The organism is Pseudarthrobacter sulfonivorans (assembly GCF_014712225.1).
Classification (GTDB): domain Bacteria; phylum Actinomycetota; class Actinomycetes; order Actinomycetales; family Micrococcaceae; genus Arthrobacter; species Arthrobacter sulfonivorans.
Genome location: NZ_JACXBW010000005.1, coordinates 265,163 through 285,160, shown reverse-complemented (window position 1 = coordinate 285,160; position 19,998 = coordinate 265,163). Strand labels below are relative to the sequence as shown.

At 66.7% G+C, this 19,998-nt stretch carries 17 protein-coding genes; 11 read left to right on the top strand and 6 right to left on the bottom strand.

Annotation, left to right across the window (positions count from 1 at the left end):
• The first annotated feature begins 483 nt into the window (after window positions 1-483).
• The 10 genes from IAQ70_RS09115 to IAQ70_RS09070 all read left to right on the top strand — a co-directional run bounded on the left by IAQ70_RS09115 (window position 484) and on the right by IAQ70_RS09070 (window position 11,177).
• Window positions 484-2,283: a tetratricopeptide repeat protein gene (locus IAQ70_RS09115; RefSeq protein WP_190988984.1), complete on the top strand. Its 1,800-nt coding sequence runs from the start codon at window positions 484-486 to the stop codon at window positions 2,281-2,283.
• Window positions 2,284-2,289: 6 nt separating this feature from the next.
• Window positions 2,290-3,279: an HAD-IIA family hydrolase gene (locus tag IAQ70_RS09110; protein ID WP_190988983.1), complete on the top strand. Its 990-nt coding sequence runs from the start codon at window positions 2,290-2,292 to the stop codon at window positions 3,277-3,279.
• A gap of 17 nt (window positions 3,280-3,296) precedes the next feature.
• A complete protein-coding gene (locus IAQ70_RS09105; protein ID WP_190988982.1) occupies window positions 3,297-3,527 on the top strand; it encodes a hypothetical protein in 231 nt (76 codons plus the stop codon).
• A 2-nt stretch (window positions 3,528-3,529) separates the two neighbouring features.
• On the top strand, window positions 3,530-4,342 hold the full coding sequence (locus tag IAQ70_RS09100; protein ID WP_190988981.1) for a TlyA family RNA methyltransferase: 813 nt from the start codon (window positions 3,530-3,532) through the stop codon (window positions 4,340-4,342).
• Between the two features lie 13 nt (window positions 4,343-4,355).
• Window positions 4,356-5,381 carry an NAD kinase gene (locus tag IAQ70_RS09095; RefSeq protein ID WP_190988980.1) on the top strand — a complete coding sequence of 342 codons (1,026 nt, stop codon included), beginning with the start codon at window positions 4,356-4,358 and terminating at the stop codon, window positions 5,379-5,381.
• Between the two features lie 3 nt (window positions 5,382-5,384).
• Window positions 5,385-7,124, top strand: a complete 1,740-nt coding sequence (gene recN / locus IAQ70_RS09090) for a DNA repair protein RecN (protein ID WP_190988979.1) — start codon at window positions 5,385-5,387, stop codon at window positions 7,122-7,124.
• Window positions 7,125-7,213: 89 nt separating this feature from the next.
• Window positions 7,214-8,974 carry a CTP synthase gene (locus tag IAQ70_RS09085; protein WP_190988978.1) on the top strand — a complete coding sequence of 587 codons (1,761 nt, stop codon included), beginning with the start codon at window positions 7,214-7,216 and terminating at the stop codon, window positions 8,972-8,974.
• Between the two features lie 25 nt (window positions 8,975-8,999).
• A complete protein-coding gene (locus tag IAQ70_RS09080) occupies window positions 9,000-9,662 on the top strand; it encodes an NUDIX domain-containing protein (RefSeq protein WP_190988977.1) in 663 nt (220 codons plus the stop codon).
• Window positions 9,662-10,690, top strand: a complete 1,029-nt coding sequence (gene xerD / locus IAQ70_RS09075; RefSeq protein WP_190988976.1) for a site-specific tyrosine recombinase XerD — start codon at window positions 9,662-9,664, stop codon at window positions 10,688-10,690. Before IAQ70_RS09080 ends, xerD begins: the two co-directional genes overlap by 1 nt.
• A gap of 1 nt (window position 10,691) precedes the next feature.
• Window positions 10,692-11,177 carry an 8-oxo-dGTP diphosphatase gene (locus tag IAQ70_RS09070; protein WP_190988975.1) on the top strand — a complete coding sequence of 162 codons (486 nt, stop codon included), beginning with the start codon at window positions 10,692-10,694 and terminating at the stop codon, window positions 11,175-11,177.
• Window positions 11,178-11,241: 64 nt separating this feature from the next.
• On the opposite strand, the gene IAQ70_RS09065 is transcribed toward IAQ70_RS09070, so the two are convergent.
• The 4 genes from IAQ70_RS09065 to IAQ70_RS09050 are packed head-to-tail and all read right to left on the bottom strand — an operon-like array spanning window position 11,242 to window position 15,532.
• Window positions 11,242-12,387, bottom strand: a complete 1,146-nt coding sequence (locus tag IAQ70_RS09065; protein WP_190988974.1) for a bifunctional 2-methylcitrate synthase/citrate synthase — start codon at window positions 12,385-12,387, stop codon at window positions 11,242-11,244.
• Between the two features lie 34 nt (window positions 12,388-12,421).
• Window positions 12,422-13,327, bottom strand: coding sequence for a methylisocitrate lyase (gene prpB, locus IAQ70_RS09060; protein WP_190988973.1), 906 nt, complete (start codon window positions 13,325-13,327; stop codon window positions 12,422-12,424).
• A gap of 35 nt (window positions 13,328-13,362) precedes the next feature.
• Entirely contained in the window at window positions 13,363-14,883 is a 1,521-nt protein-coding gene (locus IAQ70_RS09055; protein ID WP_190988972.1) for an MmgE/PrpD family protein, read from the bottom strand.
• A complete protein-coding gene (locus IAQ70_RS09050; protein WP_190988971.1) occupies window positions 14,876-15,532 on the bottom strand; it encodes a GntR family transcriptional regulator in 657 nt (218 codons plus the stop codon). The genes IAQ70_RS09055 and IAQ70_RS09050 overlap by 8 nt, the downstream gene beginning before the upstream one ends.
• Before the next feature lie 175 nt (window positions 15,533-15,707).
• Here IAQ70_RS09050 and IAQ70_RS09045 point away from each other — a divergent pair, with 175 nt between their 5' ends.
• Entirely contained in the window at window positions 15,708-17,606 is a 1,899-nt protein-coding gene (locus tag IAQ70_RS09045; protein ID WP_190988970.1) for an acetate--CoA ligase, read from the top strand.
• On the opposite strand, the gene IAQ70_RS09040 is transcribed toward IAQ70_RS09045, so the two are convergent.
• Window positions 17,603-18,316 (bottom strand): response regulator, encoded by a 714-nt coding sequence (locus IAQ70_RS09040; protein WP_190988969.1) that lies wholly within the window; start codon window positions 18,314-18,316, stop codon window positions 17,603-17,605. The genes IAQ70_RS09045 and IAQ70_RS09040 overlap by 4 nt on opposite strands.
• Entirely contained in the window at window positions 18,313-19,968 is a 1,656-nt protein-coding gene (locus IAQ70_RS09035) for a sensor histidine kinase (protein ID WP_190989001.1), read from the bottom strand. Before IAQ70_RS09035 ends, IAQ70_RS09040 begins: the two co-directional genes overlap by 4 nt.
• Window positions 19,969-19,998 lie beyond the last annotated feature (30 nt).

The following is a 19,998-nucleotide window of genomic DNA, read 5'->3' as shown; positions in this document are numbered from 1 at the left end:
TTACCCGGACCCGCCCGGAACCACTCACGCCAGCACCGCGCCCCGGGGCCCCGGACCGCGGGCCCCACACCCCTTCGGCACCCCCGCCCCGGCACCGCCGTCGAACCCGCACCAACTACCAGAGCGTCCACCGGGAACCCGCATCAACTGCCAGAGGGTTCCCCGTCGAACCCGCATCAACTGCCAGAGGGTTCCCCGTCGAACCCGCATCAACTGCCAGAGGGTTCCCCGTCGAACCCGCATCAACTGCCAGAGCGTTCCCCGGAAACCCGCATCAACTGCCAGAGGGTCCCAGGAGATGTGAACATTCCCACGACAGGGGTCTGCAAGCGGATCTATGTCATGCGCCGCTGGCGTCTCGCTTAGAATTGACTGAGATGTACGGACTTCGAAGCGCTTGATTTCGGGTTGCGTAGGAGAACGAAACACGGAACGAGCGGCTGCGATTGCGCCAGTGGTCGGCTCACAACAGGAGGAATCCCCATGGCTGAGCACAACGGCGGCAATCGCGGCGGTAACGACCGCGGCCCTTTCCGCGGGACAAACAATTCCGGCGGGGAACCGCGCGGATTCCGTTCCCGGGATGACCGGAATTCTGGGGGTCCGAAGAGTGGATCGGGCTCCGGTGAGCGCAAGCCCTATGGCGACCGTGATAACAAGCCTTATGGTGATCGTCCGCGCCGCGAAGGCGACGGTGAACGCCGCAGCTTCGGCAGCGGCGGCGGTGAGCGTAAGCCGTTCAGTGGCGGTGGTGAGCGTAAGCCGTTCAGTGGTGGCGGTGAGCGCAAGCCTTACGGCGATCGTGATAACAAGCCTTATGGTGATCGTCCGCGCCGCGAAGGCGACAGCGAACGCCGCAGCTTCGGCAGCGGCGGCGGTGAGCGTAAGCCGTTCGGTGACCGCGACCGCAAGCCGTTCGGTGATCGTCCGCGCCGCGAAGGCGACAGTGAACGCCGCAGCTTCGGCAGCGGCGGCGGTGAGCGCAAGCCCTTCAGCGGCGGCGGTGAGCGGAAGCCTTACGGCGACCGCGATAACAAGCCTTATGGTGACCGTCCGCGCCGCGAAGGCGACAGCGAACGCCGCGGGTTCTCCGGCGGCGACAACCGCAAGCCGTTCGGCGACCGCCAGGACCGGGCACCCCGCAGTTTCGACCGCGGTGACTCCGGTCCCCGCCAGTTCGGACGGGACCGTGCTGAGGACCGTCCGGCCCGTGTTCCCAATGCGCGTGACCTGCGCAGCGCCAACCGTCCCGACCGCGAACGCTCCCCTGAGATCGATGAGGATGTCACGGGCAAGGAACTTGACCGCGCCACCCAGCACCAGATCAAGACGCTGGAAGCCAAGAGCGCCGAATGGGTTGCCCGTCACCTCGTCATGGCCGGCCGCCTGATCGATGAAGAACCTGAGCTTGCCTTCCAGCATGCCCTCGCCGCCAGCCGGCGAGGTGGCCGTTTGGCAGCCGTCCGTGAAGCCGTTGGACTGACCGCTTACGCAGCAGGACATTACGGCGAAGCTCTGCGCGAATTCCGGACCTACCGCCGCATCAGCGGTTCCAACGTCCACCTGCCCGTGATGGCCGACTGCGAACGCGGCCTGGGCCGGCCTGACCGTGCACTCGACGTGGTGCGCTCCGAGGAAGCCAATGACCTGGACGCTCCGGGCAAGGCCGAGCTGGCCATTGTGGCAGCAGGAGCCCGGACAGATCTCGGCCAGCTGGACGCTGCCGTGGCAGAGCTTGAAATCGCCCAGCTGGACATCAACCGCGCGTTTTCCTACAGCCCCCGGCTGTTCCGCGCCTACGCTGACGCCCTGGCCGCCGTGGGCCGCCAGGAGGAAGCCGCCAAATGGCAGAAGCAGGCTGTGGTGGCTGAGAACGCCCTCGGCCTCGGTGTTGACGAGGAACCGGACATCGTGGATCTGGGTTGGGACGAGGAAGAGGAAGCCCGCGAGGAAGCCCAGCGGCGGCGTCTGCTGGAACGTGCTGCCGGAGCCACTGAGGCCAAGTCCGCCGCGTCTGCAGCCGGGACGGAAACCTCCGCTGAGGCCCCTGAAGGGACAGCCGGTGTGGAGGACGCCATCGATGACGTGGAATCCGACTACTTCGAGTCCGATGACGCCGAGTCTGATGAGGACTCCGTCGAATCGGATGAGCTTGAATCCGGTGCTTCTGAAGAGGCAGCATCGGACCACGAGGACTCAGGCCACGAGGATTCAGCCAACGCCGGCGACTTCGACGGCGGCAACGCCGACGACGCCGGCCACCCCGAGCGACAGGACAGCTAGCCCGCCATGACTGAAGTTTCCCTGATTTCCCTGTTTGATGCCCTCCTGGCCGACCTGGACGGTGTGGTCTACACCGGTCCGCACGCCATTCCCGGCGCCGTGGAGGCCCTGCAGCAACTTGAGGGCCTGGGCATCGGCCTGGGCTACGTCACCAACAACGCTTCCCGTACACCTGCACAGGTCGCTGAACACCTGCGTGACCTGGGTGCGCCGGCCGAAGACAGCCAGGTGGTCAGCTCTTCGCAGGCTGCTGCCGAACTGCTGGCGTCCAGGCTGGCCCCCGGAGCCAGGGTCCTGATCACCGGCAGCCCGGCACTGGCACAGGAGATCGAACTCGTGGGACTGACACCCGTCAGCAGCCAGGAGGAGAACCCGGTGGCCGTCGTCCAGGGGTTCAACCCCGGGATCGGCTGGAAGGACCTCGCCGAGGCCGCCTTCGTGGTCTCCGCCGGAGCGCTCTGGGTGGCTACCAACACGGACATGTCCCTGCCGCAGGCACGCGGCATCGCACCCGGAAACGGCACGCTGGTGGCGGCCGTCTCGGCGGCCACCGGACAGACCCCACTCGTCGCCGGGAAACCCGAGGCGCCGCTGTTCCATGCCGCGGCCAAACGGCTCGCCGCCGACTGCCCGCTGGTGGTGGGTGACCGGCTGGACACGGATATCCTCGGCGGCAACAACGCCGGCTTTGCCACGGTGGCAGTGCTGACCGGCGTCGACACCAAACACTCCATCCTCGCCGCACGTACCGCCGAACGACCGGTCTACCTCGTCGGGGAACTCAGCGACCTCCACCGCCCGTACCCGGCCGTGGACAACATCGACGGGACCTACCGCTGCGGCGATGCCACGGCACACGTAGAAGGGGAGACCCTCAGCATCCAGGGCGGTGAGGACGACCTCAATGCGTGGCGGGCCGCCTGCGCCGCGTGGTGGGCCGCCGTGCCGGACGCTGCCGTGGCAACGGCGCCCAAACTCGATTGGCGCACTCCGTAAATCAGTAGACTGATCCAATGACTGAGCTGAACGACGGGCACAACGGCGAACCAGCCCAGCCAACCCCCGAATGGCCAGAATCCGCCACAGAGCGGATCACCGATCCGGCCGTCGAAGCAATCGTTGCTGTGCTGGACGGCGTCCGGCACCTGCCTGTCGCGGAGCACGAAGCTGTCTACAGTGAACTGCACGACGCCCTGCTCCTGGCCTTGAATGAAGACGCTCCCAACGGCGAAGGAAAGGCCTAAGCATGGCACGGCTTGACCAGGCCCTGGTGGCCCGCGGCCTCGCGAGGTCGCGGACCCACGCCGCCGCGCTCATAGCCGAGGGCAAAGTGAGCTCCGCGGGGCAGGTCCTTTCCAAGGCCTCCCTCCAAGTGCCGGAGGACAAGGACCTGGCCGTCGAGCACACCGAAGAGGACAGCTACGTCAGCCGCGCCGGCCACAAACTCGCGGGAGCGCTGGATGCTTTCCCGGAGGTCATCGTTGAAGGCAAAAGGTGCCTGGACGCCGGCGCGTCCACGGGCGGCTTCACCGAGGTGCTCCTGCGGCGCGGTGCGGCACACGTGGTGGCGGTCGACGTCGGGCACGGCCAGCTGGTGCCGCAGCTCCGCGAGGATGCCAGGGTAGCCGTGCACGAAGGCATGAACGTGCGGTACATGACGCCGGCGGATATCGGTGGACAGGCCGAAATTACGGTGGCCGACCTCTCCTTCATCTCGCTGACCCTCGTGGCCCATCCGCTGGCCCTGTGCACACAGCCCGGCGGTGATCTGGTGCTGATGGTGAAGCCCCAGTTCGAGATCGGCAAGGAGCGGCTGGGCCGCACCGGGGTGGTGAATTCCGAACGCGAACGCCGGATGGCGGTGGAAAAAGTCGCCAATGCAGCGCTCGACGCCGGACTGGACCTGTGCGGACTGGCGGCAAGCCCCCTGCCCGGCCAGGACGGAAACGTCGAATACTTCCTGTGGATAAAGCGCAGGATGACGCAGGACCTGCCTAAGATCGAAGAGCGCCAGGCAGCCCTTGACGGCCTGCTTGGACGAATCTGGCCGAACCACTAGAAAGCGGAACCTGATGACCAGGCGAGTACTTGTCCTTGCCCACACTGGCCGCGAGGAATCGCTGAAGGCTGCCTGGGAGGCCTGCGCCCAGCTCCATGACTCAGGAATCATCCCGGTGATGCAGGAATCCGAGCTGGCGGACATGGAAAGATTCTTCGGCCACCTCACCCAGCCGGTGGAAATCCTGCACGACCATGTGCGGCTGCCGGACGTGGAGCTCGTCATGGTCCTGGGCGGTGACGGCACCATCCTGCGCGCCGCCGAGCTGGTCCGGGAAGTCGATGTTCCGCTGCTGGGCGTCAATCTCGGACACGTGGGGTTCCTGGCCGAGAGTGAGCGCGCGGACCTGGCGCAGACCGTGGAATGGATCGCCCGCCGCGACTACACGGTGGAAGAGCGAATGACCATCGACGTGCAGGTCTGGGTCCGCGGCCAAAAGATCTGGCACACGTGGGCCCTCAATGAGGCTGCCATCGAAAAGGGCAACCGCGAACGCATGCTTGAACTGGTCACCGAAGTGGACGAGCGGCCCCTGTCATCCTTCGGCTGCGACGGTGTGGTGCTGGCCACGCCCACCGGCTCCACCGCCTACGCCTTCTCCGCAGGCGGGCCCGTGGTCTGGCCCGAGGTCGAGGCCCTGCTGATTGTTCCCATCAGCGCGCACGCGCTCTTCGCGAAGCCCCTGGTGGTGTCGCCGCGGTCGCGGCTGGCAGTGGAGGTCCTCACCCGCACCGGCGCCGAGGGCGTGCTCTGGTGCGACGGCCGCCGTTCCGTGGACCTCCCGCCCGGCGCGCGCGTGGAAGTGACAAAGTCCCCCACTCCGGTCCGGCTCGCACGGACCCATCAGACGCCGTTTTCCGCGCGGCTGGTCCGCAAGTTCGAGTTGCCCATCCACGGCTGGCGCGGGCCGGTTCCCCAGTCGGATGTCATCCACACCGGTCCCATCCCGGTGGTCAGGACGCCTTCCCCGATGCCGCCGCTTCAGGTGCCCGCCAGGGACCAGCCTGAAGACGAAACCGATCCCGCGAACGCGAAGTGAACCATGCTTGAAGAACTGAGAATCCGTGATCTGGGCGTCATCACCGACGCCACCTTGCCGCTGGGCCCCGGGCTGAGCGTTGTCACCGGCGAAACCGGCGCCGGCAAGACGATGGTGGTCACCGCCGTCGGCCTCCTGCTGGGGGCCAGATCCGACGCGGGGGCGGTGCGCAGCGGCGCGAAGAGCGCCACCGCGGAAGCCGTGCTTAAGCTCGACGCCGGGCACCCCGCGATTGCCCGGGCAGTGGACGCGGGTGCCGACGTCGAAGAGTTCGACGGCGGCGCGGAACTCATCCTCGCCCGCCGCCTCGGAGCGGACGGGCGCAGCCGTGCTTTCCTGGGCGGGCGTGCAGCGCCGGTGGGCGTCCTCGCCGAGATCGGTGAAACCCTTGTGGTGGTCCACGGCCAGTCGGACCAGATCAGGCTGAAGGGCGCGGCCGCCCAGCGCGGCGCCCTGGACAAGTTCGCGGGCGAGGCCTTGGCGGGTCCGCTGGGCACCTACCAGTCGCTGTACGGCCACTGGAAGGCCAGCCAGGCGGAGCTGGAAGCCCTCCGCAGCGCCGCCCGCGACCGGCTCCGCGAGGCCGAGTCGCTGGAGATCGCGCTGGCCGAGATTGACGAAGTCGATCCGCAGCCGGGGGAGGACGAATCCCTGAAGGCCGAGGCCGTGAAGCTTGCCAACGTGGAGGAGCTCAGGATCGCGGCGAACACCGCGCACCAGGCCCTCATCGCGGAGGACTACGGTGATGCGGGCGATGCCACCACCCTCGTGGATGCCGCGAAGCGGACGCTCGAACAGGTGGCCGAACACGACGCCGAGCTGGGAGCCGCCGCGGCACGCCTCGCCGAAGTGGGCTTCCTGCTCAACGACATCGCCACCGAGCTGGCCAGCTACCAAGCGGGCCTGGACTCGGAGGGCCCGGAGCGGCTCGCCGAAATCGAGGACCGCAGGGCAGCCCTGGCCAAGCTGGTCCGCAAGTACGCTCCCAGCATCGACGAAGTCCTGGTCTGGGCCGAGAACGCCCGGGTCCGCTTCGACGAACTGCAGGACGATTCCACCCGCATCGAGGCGCTGGACGCCGAGGTTGTCCGGGCCGAGTCGGAACTGCAGAAGCAGGCGGCCGCCATCAGCAAGATCCGGGGCAAGGCAGCGAAGGACCTCTCCGGCCGCGTGAGCGCCGAGCTCAAGGCGCTGGCCATGGCCGATGCCACCCTGGTGATCAACCTCGAAAACGCCGGACAGCTGATGCCACACGGCGCGGACGAAATCTCGTTCCTGCTCCAGCCGCACTCGGGAGCCCCGGCGCGGCCGCTCGGCAAGGGTGCCTCCGGCGGTGAACTGTCCCGTGTGATGCTCGCCATCGAAGTGGTGCTGGCAGCAGTCGACCCGGTGCCCACCTTCGTGTTCGACGAAGTGGACGCCGGCGTCGGCGGCCGTGCCGCCGTCGAGATCGGACGCCGGCTGGCCATGCTCGCCCGGCATGTGCAGGTCCTGGTGGTCACGCACCTGCCGCAGGTGGCGGCGTTCGCTGACCAGCACATCACCGTCACCAAAACTTCGGTCAGGGGAGCCGACGGCGGCACCGCCACCGGGTTCACGTCCAGTGATGTGCGACTCCTCGACAACGCGGAACGGGTCAAGGAACTCGCCCGCATGCTCGCAGGCCAGGAGGACTCTGAATCCGCGCAGGCGCACGCCCAGGAGCTCCTGGACGACGCAAAACTGCTGCCGCAGCGGGCCTGACCCGCGGCCCACCCTTGATCGCAAGGGGCCCCGCCGTGCACACTGGATCATTTGGGGAACCAGTTCCTGATCCGGGAAAGGCTCAATTGATGATAGGCTCGAATTCCGTGGTGCAGCGATCAAATTCCCGTGTAAATTCCCGGTTCCCGGGCTCATCCAAGACGACCAAACACATCTTCGTAACCGGTGGTGTGGCGTCCTCGCTCGGTAAGGGACTGACGGCTTCGAGCCTCGGTCACCTGCTGCGGGCACGCGGCCTGTCTGTGACTATGCAGAAGCTCGATCCCTATCTGAACGTGGATCCGGGCACGATGAACCCCTTCCAGCACGGTGAAGTCTTCGTCACGGACGACGGCGCCGAAACCGACCTGGACATTGGGCACTACGAGCGGTTCCTGGACGAAAACCTGGAAGGCTCGGCCAACGTCACCACCGGCCAGGTCTACTCCACCGTGATCGCCAAGGAACGCCGCGGCGAATACCTGGGCGACACCGTCCAGGTCATCCCGCACATCACCGATGAGATCAAGCGCCGCATGCGCCTGCCCGCCGAGGGCAAGAACGCGCCGGACGTCATCATCACAGAAATCGGCGGCACGGTGGGCGACATCGAGTCGCAGCCGTTCCTCGAGTCCGCGCGCCAGGTCCGCCAGGACGTCGGACGCGGCAACGTCTTCTTCGTCCACGTCTCACTGGTTCCTTACATCGGCCCGTCGCAGGAACTGAAGACCAAGCCAACCCAGCATTCTGTTGCAGCCCTGCGTTCCATCGGCATCCAGCCGGAGGCCATCGTCATCCGCTCGGACCGCGAAGTGCCCGAGGCCATGCGGGCCAAGATCGGCCGCATGTGCGACGTCGACATTGAAGCCGTGATCGGCTGCCCTGATGCGCCGAGCATCTACGACATCCCCAAGACCCTGCACACCCAGGGCCTGGACTCCTACATCGTCCGCGCCCTGGACCTGCCGTTCAAGGACGTTGACTGGACCAGCTGGGACAAGCTGCTCGAAGCAGTCCACAACCCCAAGCACCACGTCGAAATCGCCCTGGTAGGCAAGTACATCGACCTCCCGGACGCTTACCTGTCCGTGACCGAGGCGCTGCGTGCAGGCGGCTTCGCCAACGACACCAAGGTCAAGATCCGCTGGGTACCGTCGGATGAATGCGAAACCCATGAAGGCGCCGTAGCGTCCCTGGACGGCGTGGACGCCATCTGCGTGCCCGGCGGCTTCGGAATCCGCGGGCTCGAAGGAAAGCTGGGCGCCCTCAAGTACGCCCGCGAATCCAAGCTTCCGGTGCTGGGCCTCTGCCTCGGCCTGCAGTGCATGGTGATCGAATATGCACGCAACGTGGTTGGCCTTGAGGGCGCTTCGTCCAGCGAGTTCGAGCCCGACTCCAAGTACCCGGTGATTGCGACGATGGAAGAGCAGTTGGACATCGTGGAAGGCAAGGGCGATCTGGGCGGCACCATGCGCCTGGGCCTGTACGAGGCAAAGCTCGACGCAGGCTCCGTCATCGCGGAAACCTACGGCAAGACCACCGTGAGCGAACGCCACCGCCACCGCTACGAGGTCAACAACAAGTACCGCGAGCAGATCGCAGCCGAGGGCCTGGTGTTCTCCGGCACGTCACCGGACGGCAAGCTCGTGGAATATGTTGAGCTGCCGCGCGAGGTCCACCCGTACTATGTGGCAACGCAGGCGCACCCGGAACTGAGCTCGCGTCCCACCCGCCCCCACCCGCTGTTCAGCGGGCTGATCAAGGCCGCCCTGGACCACCAGAATGCCCAGGACCAGAACGCACAGGACGCACCGGCAGCCAAGCCGTCACGCACGGTTGCCGCAAAATAGAACCGAATAAGTAGAGGACGGCGCGATGCCCGGTACACCTGAGACGACCCCGGCTGCAAAGCAGGTTTCGGATGCGCCGAGCCCGCGCCGTCTTTTGTCTACGGAGAAGGTCTATGAAGGCCGGATCTGGGATGTTGTCAGCGACAGCTTCCAGCTGACTGAGACAGGCGAGGCACTGACCCGCGACTACATCGACCACCCGGGCGCGGTTGCGGTTCTGCCGATGAACGACGCCGGCGAGGTCCTGCTCATCAGGCAGTACCGCCACCCCGTGGGCATGGACCTTTGGGAAATCCCGGCCGGCCTCTTGGACGTGGAGGGCGAGGATTTTGTGGTGGGCGCCGCCCGCGAGCTGGCTGAAGAAGCGGACCTTGCGGCGGCCACCTGGAATGTCCTGGCCGACTTTTTCAATTCACCGGGTTCCTCCAGCGAGGCCATCAGGATCTACCTCGCCCGCGACCTCACCGAAGTGCCCCACCACGAGCGCCACGAACGGACCCACGAGGAAGCGGAAATCGAATTCCACTGGATCTCGCTGGACGAAGCCGTGGCGGGCGTCCTGGCCGGACGGCTGCACAACCCGTCCGCCGTCGTCGGGGTCCTGGCCGCAGCAGCGGCGCGCGCTGACGGGTTTGCCGGGCTGCGCCCCGCCGGCGCAGCCTGGCCTGCGCACCCCAGCCAGCGCTGATGACACCCTCTCCGTCAGCGGAAGCCGCAGCCCCGGAAGCCGCAACCCCGGAGGCCGCGTCTTCGGAAGCGACCGCGCCGCCCGTCCCTCCCCGGAGCCCCATCGACCGTGCTGTCACGGCGTATCTCCAGCACATGGGCGTCGAACGCGGGCTGGCCCCGAACACGCTCGCCGCCTACCGCCGTGACCTGGCACGGTACTCCCGCTACCTGAGGGCCCAGGACTGCCTAAGCCCGGACCAGATCACCCGCCACCATGTGACGGGGTTTGTGCTGGCCCTCAACGACGGTTCCGACGGCGGCACCCCCTTGGGCGTCAGGTCCGCGGCCAGGACGGTGGTGGCCGTCCGCGGCCTGCACAAGTTTTGGGCGCTGGAAGGGCTGACGACGACGGATCCCGCCAGCGACGTCCACCCGCCCATGCCGGGCAAAAGGCTGCCCAAGGCCATCAGCGTGGACGAAGTCACCCGCATCCTCGAAGCGGCCGGCACAGACACGGCCACCGGACTCCGGGACCGTGCGCTGCTTGAATTCCTCTACTCCACCGGGGCCAGGATCAGCGAGGCCGTGGGCTTGGACGTGGACGATATTTCCCTGCAGGACGTTGACGCAGGGCCTGCGGTGGTCCGGCTGTTCGGCAAGGGATCCAAGGAACGGCTGGTGCCGCTCGGTTCCTACGGGGCCCGGGCCCTGGACGCATACCTCGTGCGGGGCCGCCCGCTGCTGGCAGCAAAGGGCAAGGGCACGCCGGCTCTCTTCCTGAATGCGAGGGGCGGCAGGATCAGCAGGCAGAGCGCCTGGACCATCCTGAAGGCTGCAGCTGAGAAGGCCAACATCACCAAGGACGTTTCGCCGCACACCCTGCGGCACTCCTTCGCGACACACCTGCTGGAGGGTGGAGCGGATGTCCGTGTGGTGCAGGAACTGCTGGGCCACGCGTCCGTCACCACAACCCAGGTCTATACGCTCGTCACCGCGGACACGCTCCGGGAAATCTACGCCGCAGCCCACCCCCGGGCGCTGGGCTGACATGACGTTCACCGCTGTCACGCTGTGCTTTCTCACCCGCGAGTCCGACGGAATGCCGCAGGTCCTGCTGGGAACGAAGAAGACAGGCTTCGGGATGGGCAAGATCGTGGGTCTTGGCGGCCATGTTGAGCCGGGGGAGACGGATGAAGAGGCTGCCTGCCGCGAAGTGCAGGAGGAAGCCGGCGTGGTGGTCCTTGAGAAGGATCTCCGCGACGCCGGTGTGGTGGTCTTCGAGTTCCCGGCCCGGCCGGAGTGGAACATGACCAGCCGACTGTTTGTGGCGGAGCGCTGGGACGGTGAGCCATCCGAAAGCGTGGAGATCGCGCCGGAATGGTTCGACGTCGGTTCCTTGCCTGTTGAGCGGATGTGGCAGGACGCAGCCCACTGGCTTCCGCTGGCCCTGGGGGGGTCCTTGCTGCGCCTCACGGTGGTCCTGAACGATGACAACGAGACCGTCCGCGAGGTGCTGGACTACTCAACGCGCTGACGCCGACACACAGACGGCGGGCCGGCCACCTTCGTAAGGTGACCGGCCCGCCGTCGTGCATTTCCTAGGACTGCGGCACGTGCCGTTCTTCCGGACCGTTGTATTCGCTCAGCGGCCGGATCAGCGAGTTCGAGGCGGCCTGCTCCATGATGTGCGCGGTCCACCCGGTGATCCGGCTGGCCACGAAGAGCGGCGTGAACGTGGGGGTATCGAAGCCCATGAGGTGGTAGGTGGGGCCCGCCGGGTAGTCAAGGTTCGGCTTGATGGCCTTTGCCTCGTCCATGGCCTGCTCGAGCCCGTTGTACAGCCCCAGCAGCTCCGGCCGCCCGTAGTGGGCGATCATCTTATCCAGCGCGGCCTTCATGGTGGGCACGCGGGAATCGCCGTGTTTGTAGACGCGGTGGCCGAAGCCCATGACCTTCTTCTTCTGGGCCAGGGCGTCCTCCATCCAGGTCTTCGCCCGCGCGGCGGCTTCCTCCAGCGATTCTTCGGGCCGGATGCCGATCTCGTCGAACGTGTGCATCACTGCCTCGTTGGCGCCGCCGTGCAAGGGCCCCTTGAGGGCGCCGATGGCAGCCGTCACCGCCGAATGAAGGTCAGCAAGGGTTGAGGTGACCACCCGTGCCGTGAACGTGGAAGCGTTGAACGAGTGCTCCGCGTACAGGATCATCGAGACGTTGAAGGCCTCAACGACCTCGTCCACCGGGTCTTCGCCGAATGCCATCCACAGGAAGTTGGCTGAGTAGCCCAGGTCATCCCGCGGTTCCACCACGTCCTGGCCGCGGCGGCGCCGCTGGTCGTAGGCGACCACTGCCGGCATCGCGGCAAAAAGATCCACGGCCTTGGCCATGTTCGCCTCGGGCGAGGAGTCCTCGGCGAGCTTATGCCGCGCGCCCAGCACGGATGCCGCCGTCCGGCACACGTCCATGGGGTGTGCGGAGGTGGGCAGGGTGTCGACAACCTGCTTCACCACCGGATCAAGGGCACGGCCGGTGCGCTCGCGCTTGGTAAACTCCGCAAGCTCCTCCGGTGTGGGCAGTTCGCCGTTCCAAAGCAGGAACGCCACTTCCTCGAAGCTGCACCTTGCGGCCAGCTCCTGGACCGGATAGCCGCGGTACAGCAGCGAGTTGGTGTCGGGGTTGACCTTGGAGACCGCGGTGTAGTCCACCACGACGCCGGCCAGGCCCTTTTTGATATCTTCAGCAGCCATGTTGAACTCCTTCGTTCTTGCGGGGATTCGGGTCCTAGTGGACGCCGGGAATCTGGAAGTTGAAAACGCCGGTATCGAAGTGGTTGTAGGCCTCGTAGTCCACAAGCTCATAGAGCCGCGCACGGGTGAGCATGTTCTCCACCTGTGCTTCCTGCGACCCTGTTGCCTTGATTGTTTCCAGCGTACGCTCTGCAGCCCCCATGGCAATGCGCAGGAGGGTGACCGGGTAGATCACCATGTTGACGCCCACGGACTGCAGCTGGTCAACGGTGAACAGGTCGCTCTTGCCGAATTCGGTCATGTTGGCCAGGATCGGCACGTCCACGGCATCGCGGATGGCCTGGAACTCGGTCAGGTCCCTCATCGCCTCCGGGAAGATGGCGTCCGCGCCGGCCTCCACCAGTGCCCGGGCGCGGTCCTGTGCCGCCTCGATCCCGTCCACGGCCCGGATGTCGGTGCGGGCCATGATGAGGAAGTTCGGGTCCCTCCGCGCATCAGCTGCGGCGCGGATGCGCTTGGTGGCGGTGTCCAGGTCAACCACGTTCTTGCCGTCCAGATGGCCGCAGCGCTTGGGGTTGAACTGGTCCTCGATGTGGCAGCCGGCCAGGCCGGCGTTTTCGAGTTCCTGGATGCTGCGCGCCACGTTCATGGGCTCGCCGAACCCGGTGTCGGCGTCCACCAGCGAGGGCAGGTCGGTCATGCGGGCGATCTGCCCGGCACGCGTGGCCACCTCGGTGAGCGTGGTCAATCCGATGTCCGGCAGGCCAAGGTCGTTGGCCAGCACTGCACCGGAGATGTACACGCCGGCGAAGCCCTTCTCCTCGATCAGCCGTGCGGAGAGCGGATTGAAGGCGCCGGGGAACTGCTGGATGGTGCCGGAGGCGAGCATCTGGCGCAGTGCCACGCGCTTCTGCTCCGGGGTGGTCTTGGAGTACAGCATGGGTTCTCCCTGTCGGAGGTTGAAAAAAGGGGGGCCTAGAAGAGGCCTGCGGGCGCATCGCTGAGGTTGATCACGCCGGGGGCGGCGGTGATGTTCAGCTGGTCAAGCTCACCCGGGCCCAGGTCCGGGAGGCTTTCGGCGGCGGCGAGGAAACGCTCGATTTCCTGCTCGGCGACGAGACCGGCCGCCAGCGTGCGGAACTTATTGATGTACTGCTGGCGGGCGAAGGGCCTGGCCCCCAGCGGGTGCGCGTCGGCCACGGCGATCTCATCGGTAATGACGGTGCCGTCGTTCAGGGTGATCTCCACGGAGCCGCCGAAGGCCTTCTCCGAGATGTCCAGCGAGTGGTAGCGGCGGGTCCATTCCGGGTCTTCCTCAGTGGTGACCTTGTGCCACAGCTCCACCGTGTCGGGCCGGCCGGCACGCTCCGGGGCGTAGGAATCAACGTGGTGCCAGGAGCCGTCCTGAAGCGCGACGGTGAAGATGTACGGGATGGAGTGGTCCAGGGTTTCGCGGCTGGCCGTGGGGCTGTACTTCTGGGGGTCGTTGGCGCCGGAACCGATCACGTAGTGCGTGTGGTGGCTGGTCTTGATCAGGACCGACTTCACGTTGGCGGGGTCGGTGGCCTCCGGGTGTTCCTTGTGCAGCTTGCGGGCCAGGTCGATCCAGGCCTGGGCCTGGTACTCGGCGGAGTGTTCCTTGGTGTACGTGTCCATGATGGCGCGCTTTGCTTCGCCGGCTTCGGGCAGCGGAACCTCGTAGGACGCGTCCGGGCCATCCAGCATCCAGGCAATGACGCCGTCTTCGCCTTCGTAGATCGGCACGGGGGAGGTCTGGCCGCGCATGGAGCGGTCCACGGCTTCAACGGCCATCTTGCCGGCGAACGCGGGAGCGTGGGCCTTCCAGGTGGAAATCTCGCCCTTGCGGGACTGGCGGGTGGCGGTGGTGGTGTGCAGCGCCTGGCCGACGGACTGGAAGATGGTCTCGACGTCGAGGCCCAGGAGCGTGCCGATGCCGGCAGCGGCGGACGGGCCGAGGTGGGCCACGTGGTCGATCTTGTGCTTGTGCAGGCAGATGGCCTTGACCAGGTTGACCTGGATCTCGTAGCCGGTGGCGATGCCGCGGATCAGGTCCCGGCCGCTGGCACCGACGTGCTGTGCAACGGCGAGGACCGGCGGGATGTTGTCGCCCGGGTGCGAGTAGTCGGCGGCCAGGAAGGTGTCGTGGTAGTCGAGTTCGCGGACGGCCACGCCGTTGGCCCAGGCTGCCCATTCGGGGGAGACCCTGTCGGTGATGCCAAAGACGCCGGCGCCCTTGCCGTTGGTGGTGGGGGCGTGGGTCAGTGCCTGGGCGCGGGCGGCGACGATGGGCCCGCGGTTCAGGGAAGCGATGGCGACGGACGCGTTGTCGATGACCCGGTTGATGACCATCTCGGTGACGTCCGGGGTGACCTCGACGGGGTCGGCGGCGACCTCTGCGATCTTGTGGGCCAGCTGGTCTTCACGGGCGAGGTTCTCTTCGCTCTTGTAGACACGGACGTGGTTGAGCTTAACCATGGTGCTCCTCAGTAGGTGAGTGGGTGGCTTTGACGTGGGAAAGGCTGCGGTGCAGATGCAGGGTGGTGGCCGCTTCGGCGAGTCTGGCGTTGCCGGCGGCGATGGCCTCGGCTATCGCCGCGTGTTCGACGGCGGCCGCGTTCAGGCGCGGTGCGTCATCGGCCGCGAGGCGGCGGACCCGGACCAGGTGGACCCGCAGGCTGCGCATCGCCTGGGCGAGGTAGGAGTTGGAGATGGCGGCGTCGATCGCCTCATCGAGGCGTCCCACCAGCGCATAGTAGGCGTGCCGGGCGGGATCATCCTGGCTGATCAGTTCGGGTGCGCGCAGAAGGTCGGCGTGGAGCTGCTCGAACACGGCGCGCTCGCCCCGTTCGGCGGCGAGGGCCGCAGCCTTGCCCTCGAGGGTCTCACGGAGCTCGAACATCTCGTCGATGTCGTCCAGCGAGATATCGGTGACGACGACGCCGCGGCCGCCCGCCGCCGTCGTGAGCCCTTCCGCGTTCAGCCTGCTGAGCGCCTCCCGGACCGGAGTGCGGGACACGCCGAGGCGTTCAGACTGTTCCACTTCGGCGAGGACGGTACCCGGCGCGAGGCGCCATTCGATGATGTCTTCGCGCAGTGCCGCATAGGCTTTGTCGCTGGCTCGCAAGGTTCCCTCCTCTCATTCCGTGGATGATGTCAGTGTATACACAACTCCCGTCCAACCCCAAGCAATGGGCCTAAATCACCCAAAACTTGCCCGTGATGTATACAGACCCCTTGTCCAGGGCGCGCTCCCGGCATAGCATGGAGCGCAGGATGTCAGAGTCGACAGGAGCACACCAATGGCCGGCACGAACTATCGGACCACCTATTCACGCAGTCTGGAACAGCGGGAGGACTTCTGGCTGGAGGCCTCCAGGGCAGTGGACTGGAGCAGGGAACCCGCCGCGGCCCTGGATGACTCCGCCGCACCCTTGTTCCGCTGGTTTCCGGAGGCCACCCTCAACACGGCTTACAACGCCCTGGACCGCCACGTCGAAGCCGGCCGCGGCGACCAGGACGCACTCATTTACGATTCGGCCATGCTGGGAATCAAACGCAGCTTCACCTATGCCGAACTGACTGCACTCGTGGCACGGTTCGCCGGAGTTCTGCGCTCGCAGGGTGTGGGCAAGGGCGACCGGGTGGTGATCTACATGCCCATGATTCCCGAAGCGGCGATTGCCATGCTCGCGACGGCGCGGTTGGGGGCAGTCCATTCGGTGGTGTTCGGCGGGTTCGCGCCGAAGGAGCTGGCGGCGCGGATTGACGACGCCGGGCCTGCTGTCATTGTCACCGCTTCGGGCGGGATTGAACCGTCCCGGCGGGTGGAGTACCTGCCTGCCGTTGCCGAAGCCCTGGCCCTGAGCAGCGCCGGCGCGCTCCCTGTCATCGTCAAGGGCCGCGAAGGTTTCGCCACCGCGCTGTCTGACTTTCCGGACTGGCTCGACTGGGACCAGGCCATGGAACGAGCTGTTCCGGCGGCCCCCGTGGAGGTGGCCGCAACCGATCCGCTCTATATTCTCTACACCTCCGGCACCACCGGGACGCCCAAAGGGGTGGTGCGGGACAACGGCGGCCACGCCGTCGCGCTTTCCTGGACCATGGCGAACATCTACGACATTGGACCCGGCGACGTGATGTGGACGGCGTCCGACGTCGGCTGGGTGGTGGGCCACTCCTACATCGTTTATGGCCCGCTGCTGGCCGGTGCCACCACGCTGCTGTATGAGGGCAAACCTGTGGGCACTCCGGACGCCGGTGCGTTCTGGCGCGTTGTCCAGGACCATAAGGTCAACGTGCTGTTCACGGCACCCACCGCACTGCGGGCGATCCGCAAGGCTGACCCCGAGGCGGCCGAGCTGGCGCGCTACGACATTTCAAGCCTCCGCACACTGTTTGCGGCCGGTGAGCGGCTCGATACAGAGACGTACCGCTGGGCCGGCTCGGTCCTGGATGTTCCCGTGGTGGACCATTGGTGGCAGACCGAAACCGGCTGGGCCATTTGTGCCAATCCGCGCGGACTGGAGGATCTGCCGTTCAAGCCCGGCTCGCCCACCGTCCCCATGCCCGGCTTTGCGCTGAGCATCGTGGATGGCTCCGGCGCTCCGGTGGAACAGGGCGAGGAGGGCAATATTGTCCTCGGGCTGCCGCTGCCTCCCGGCACGCTGACCACGCTTTGGCACAACGACGACCGTTATGTGTCCTCCTACCTGGCGGCCTTCGAAGGCAGCTACGCCACCGGCGACAGCGGATACCAGGACGCCGATGGCTACGTCTTTGTGATGGGCCGAACCGACGACATCATCAACGTCGCCGGCCACCGCCTGTCCACCGGTGCGATCGAACAGGTCATCGCCAGCCACCCGGCCGTCGCTGAATGCGCCGTCATTGGCGTGGCCGACCCCCTCAAGGGGCAGCGTGCCAGCGCCTATGTCGTGCTCAAGGCCGGGGTGGTCGCCGACGAAGGTGAGCTCGCCCGCGAACTGGTTGCCCTGGTCCGGAAGAACATCGGACCCGTGGCTGACTTCAAGCACGCAACGGTGGTGCAGGCCCTGCCCAAGACCAGGTCAGGGAAGATCCTGCGCAAGACCATGCGGCAAATCGCCGACGGCGACGAGTATGTTGTGCCCTCGACCATTGAGGACCCGGAGGTGATTGCGCAGCTGCTGGGTGTGCTCCGGCCGGAGGGTGCCGCTTAGGGCCGTTTCCAGCCGTATTCGTTCTCGGGGCGGCCGGGGGTGCCGTAGCGCGGTGCCCGCGTGGCCGTGCCGGCGTCGGCAAGGTATTCGAGGTAGCGGCGGGCCGTCACCCGCGACATGCCCAGCGCGGTCATGACTTCGGTGGCCGAAACCGCGCTTCCTTGCTGTTTGAGGTACTCCTTGACGGAGTCGAGGGTGGAGCCGGACAGGCCTTTGGGTAACGGCAGTTCCGACGGCGCCCGGAGGCTGGCGAACGCCTGGTCCACGTCGCTCTGGGACGCCCCGGCCCTGCCCGCCCCGGCTGCCGGCGCTGCCAGCTGCTCCCGGAACAGCCTGTAGCTGGTCAGCTTGTCCGCGAACGTGGCATAGGTGAAGGGCTTGATCAGGTACTGGACCACCCCGATGGCCACCGCGCTCCGGACGATCGCCACCTCGCGTACGGCCGTAATCGCGATGATGTCCGCCAGGATCCCCGCGGAGCGCATCCGCCGGGCGATGTCCAGGCCGTGCAGGTCCGGGAGGTTCATGTCCAGCAGGACAAGTTCCACCGGCTCGCCGGAGGCGGAGAACTCTGTCAGGAGCCTGAGCGCGGACTGGCCGTCGGGCGCTGTGCCTGCCAGCGTAAACCCCGCCATCCGGCCCACGTAGGCTGCATGGGCGGCTGACGCCACCGGTTCGTCTTCCACCACGAGCACGCGGATGTCACTCACAGGAACTGCCCCTCACTTTTGGTTCCGGCGGTGTCGGTTCCGGCGGCCAGGGCCGGCAGGAAGACATGGAAGCGTGCCCCGTGCGTGCCTGTGATGGTCATGGTACCGCCAAGCCGCTGGACGGCCTGCCGGACGAGGGCAAGGCCAATGCCGCGGCCGAATGGCCCCCCAGCCTTGGTGCTGAAGCCGTGCCGGAAGATGTGCTCCACGGCGGCAGGGTCCACGCCCGGGCCGGAATCCTCCACAGTGATGTCCAGGCCCTCGGCGTCGGACTCAACGGTCAGCTGCACCTGCTTCGGTACCCCTCCATCCGCGGCTGCGTCTATCGCGTTGTCCAAAAGGTTTCCCAGGATGGTGACAAGGTCCTGGACGGCCAGGCCCGTGACGGACGCAGACCCTTCGGCGGCGAGCGTCAGTTTGACGCCGCGTTCATTCGCTTCGGCCGCCTTCCCCATGATCAGGGCGCTGAGGACGGGCTCGTCCACGGAGCTCACCATTTCGTCCGTGAGCTGCTGGCTCAGTTCGAGGTCCTTGGTGGCGAACTCCAGGGCCTCCCGGGTGCGGCCCAGTTCCAGCAGGGAAACCAGGGTGTGCAGCCGGTTGGCGTGCTCGTGGGTCTGGGCGCGGAGGGCATCGGACAGCGTCCGCATCGTCTCCAGCTCACTGCCCAGGGACTCGATCTCCGTCCGGTCGCGGATGGTGGCCACGGTCCCGAAGACGGAAGGGCGGCGGATGCCGGGGGAGGCCGGCCCCACGGCCGGGCCCTGGTTCACCACTACGATCCGCGGACCTGTCAGGTGGATTTCGTCGAGGGCGGTCCGGCCTGATTCAAAGAGACTCTTCAGGCTCGGTGCCAGCGGCAGCTCGGCCAGTAACGGCGGCCGGGACGGATCATCGTCCGAGCCGTGGGGTTCCAGGCCCAGCAGGTCCGCTGCCTGGTCGTTGTACATCACCACCCGGCCCTTGGTGTCGATGAGGATAAGGCCTTCCCGGACGGAGTGAAGCACTGATTCGTAGTAGGCAAACAGTTGCGCCAGCTGCTCCGGGCCCCAACCCCGGGTGACGCGCCGCAAGTAACGGCCCAGCAGCCAGGAGGCCAGTGATCCGCCGACGAGCAGGGCGCCGCCGATGGCAAGCAGTGCCGGCAACCGGCCGGACAGGGCAACATCGACTGTCCGGACCGTGACGCCGGCAGCGACGAGGGCCTTGACGTCTCCGGCAGCATCCTTGACCGGAACAACCGTCCGCACCGACGGTCCCAGCGTTCCGGCCGTGACCTCGGTGAAGACTTCGCCACGTAACGCAGCATCGATGGAACCGATATATGGCTTGCCGAGTTCCTCGTCCCGGGGATGCGTCCAGCGTGTCCGGTCCGGCGCCATGATCGTCAGGAAATCCGCCCCGGAACCAGCCATGACGTCCAGCGCATAGGGTTGCAGCGACGCCGACGGATCCGGGGTGTCAGCAGCCTGCAGTACCAGGGGATTGGCTGCGACAGCGGCCGCAACCCCCGTCATCCGCCGGCCGGCTTCCTCATAGCTGCGGTCCCGGGCATCAACGTAGGTGGCAGTGCCCACGATCGCGATGAAGGCCAGCACAATCAGCAGATTGGCCACAAACAGCCTGCGGGCGATACTCCAGCGGTGGATCATCACGCACCTCCCATGACCAATATGAACGCA

Coding starts and splice junctions, on each gene's coding strand:
- IAQ70_RS09115 (WP_190988984.1), top strand. CDS start 484: ATGGCTGAGCACAACGGCGGCAATCGCGGCGGTAACGACCGCGGCCCT.
- IAQ70_RS09110 (WP_190988983.1), top strand. CDS start 2,290: ATGACTGAAGTTTCCCTGATTTCCCTGTTTGATGCCCTCCTGGCCGAC.
- IAQ70_RS09105 (WP_190988982.1), top strand. CDS start 3,297: ATGACTGAGCTGAACGACGGGCACAACGGCGAACCAGCCCAGCCAACC.
- IAQ70_RS09100 (WP_190988981.1), top strand. CDS start 3,530: ATGGCACGGCTTGACCAGGCCCTGGTGGCCCGCGGCCTCGCGAGGTCG.
- IAQ70_RS09095 (WP_190988980.1), top strand. CDS start 4,356: ATGACCAGGCGAGTACTTGTCCTTGCCCACACTGGCCGCGAGGAATCG.
- recN (WP_190988979.1), top strand. CDS start 5,385: ATGCTTGAAGAACTGAGAATCCGTGATCTGGGCGTCATCACCGACGCC.
- IAQ70_RS09085 (WP_190988978.1), top strand. CDS start 7,214: ATGATAGGCTCGAATTCCGTGGTGCAGCGATCAAATTCCCGTGTAAAT.
- IAQ70_RS09080 (WP_190988977.1), top strand. CDS start 9,000: ATGCCCGGTACACCTGAGACGACCCCGGCTGCAAAGCAGGTTTCGGAT.
- xerD (WP_190988976.1), top strand. CDS start 9,662: ATGACACCCTCTCCGTCAGCGGAAGCCGCAGCCCCGGAAGCCGCAACC.
- IAQ70_RS09070 (WP_190988975.1), top strand. CDS start 10,692: ATGACGTTCACCGCTGTCACGCTGTGCTTTCTCACCCGCGAGTCCGAC.
- IAQ70_RS09065 (WP_190988974.1), bottom strand. CDS start 12,387: ATGGCTGCTGAAGATATCAAAAAGGGCCTGGCCGGCGTCGTGGTGGAC.
- prpB (WP_190988973.1), bottom strand. CDS start 13,327: ATGCTGTACTCCAAGACCACCCCGGAGCAGAAGCGCGTGGCACTGCGC.
- IAQ70_RS09055 (WP_190988972.1), bottom strand. CDS start 14,883: ATGGTTAAGCTCAACCACGTCCGTGTCTACAAGAGCGAAGAGAACCTC.
- IAQ70_RS09045 (WP_190988970.1), top strand. CDS start 15,708: ATGGCCGGCACGAACTATCGGACCACCTATTCACGCAGTCTGGAACAG.
- IAQ70_RS09035 (WP_190989001.1), bottom strand. CDS start 19,968: ATGATCCACCGCTGGAGTATCGCCCGCAGGCTGTTTGTGGCCAATCTG.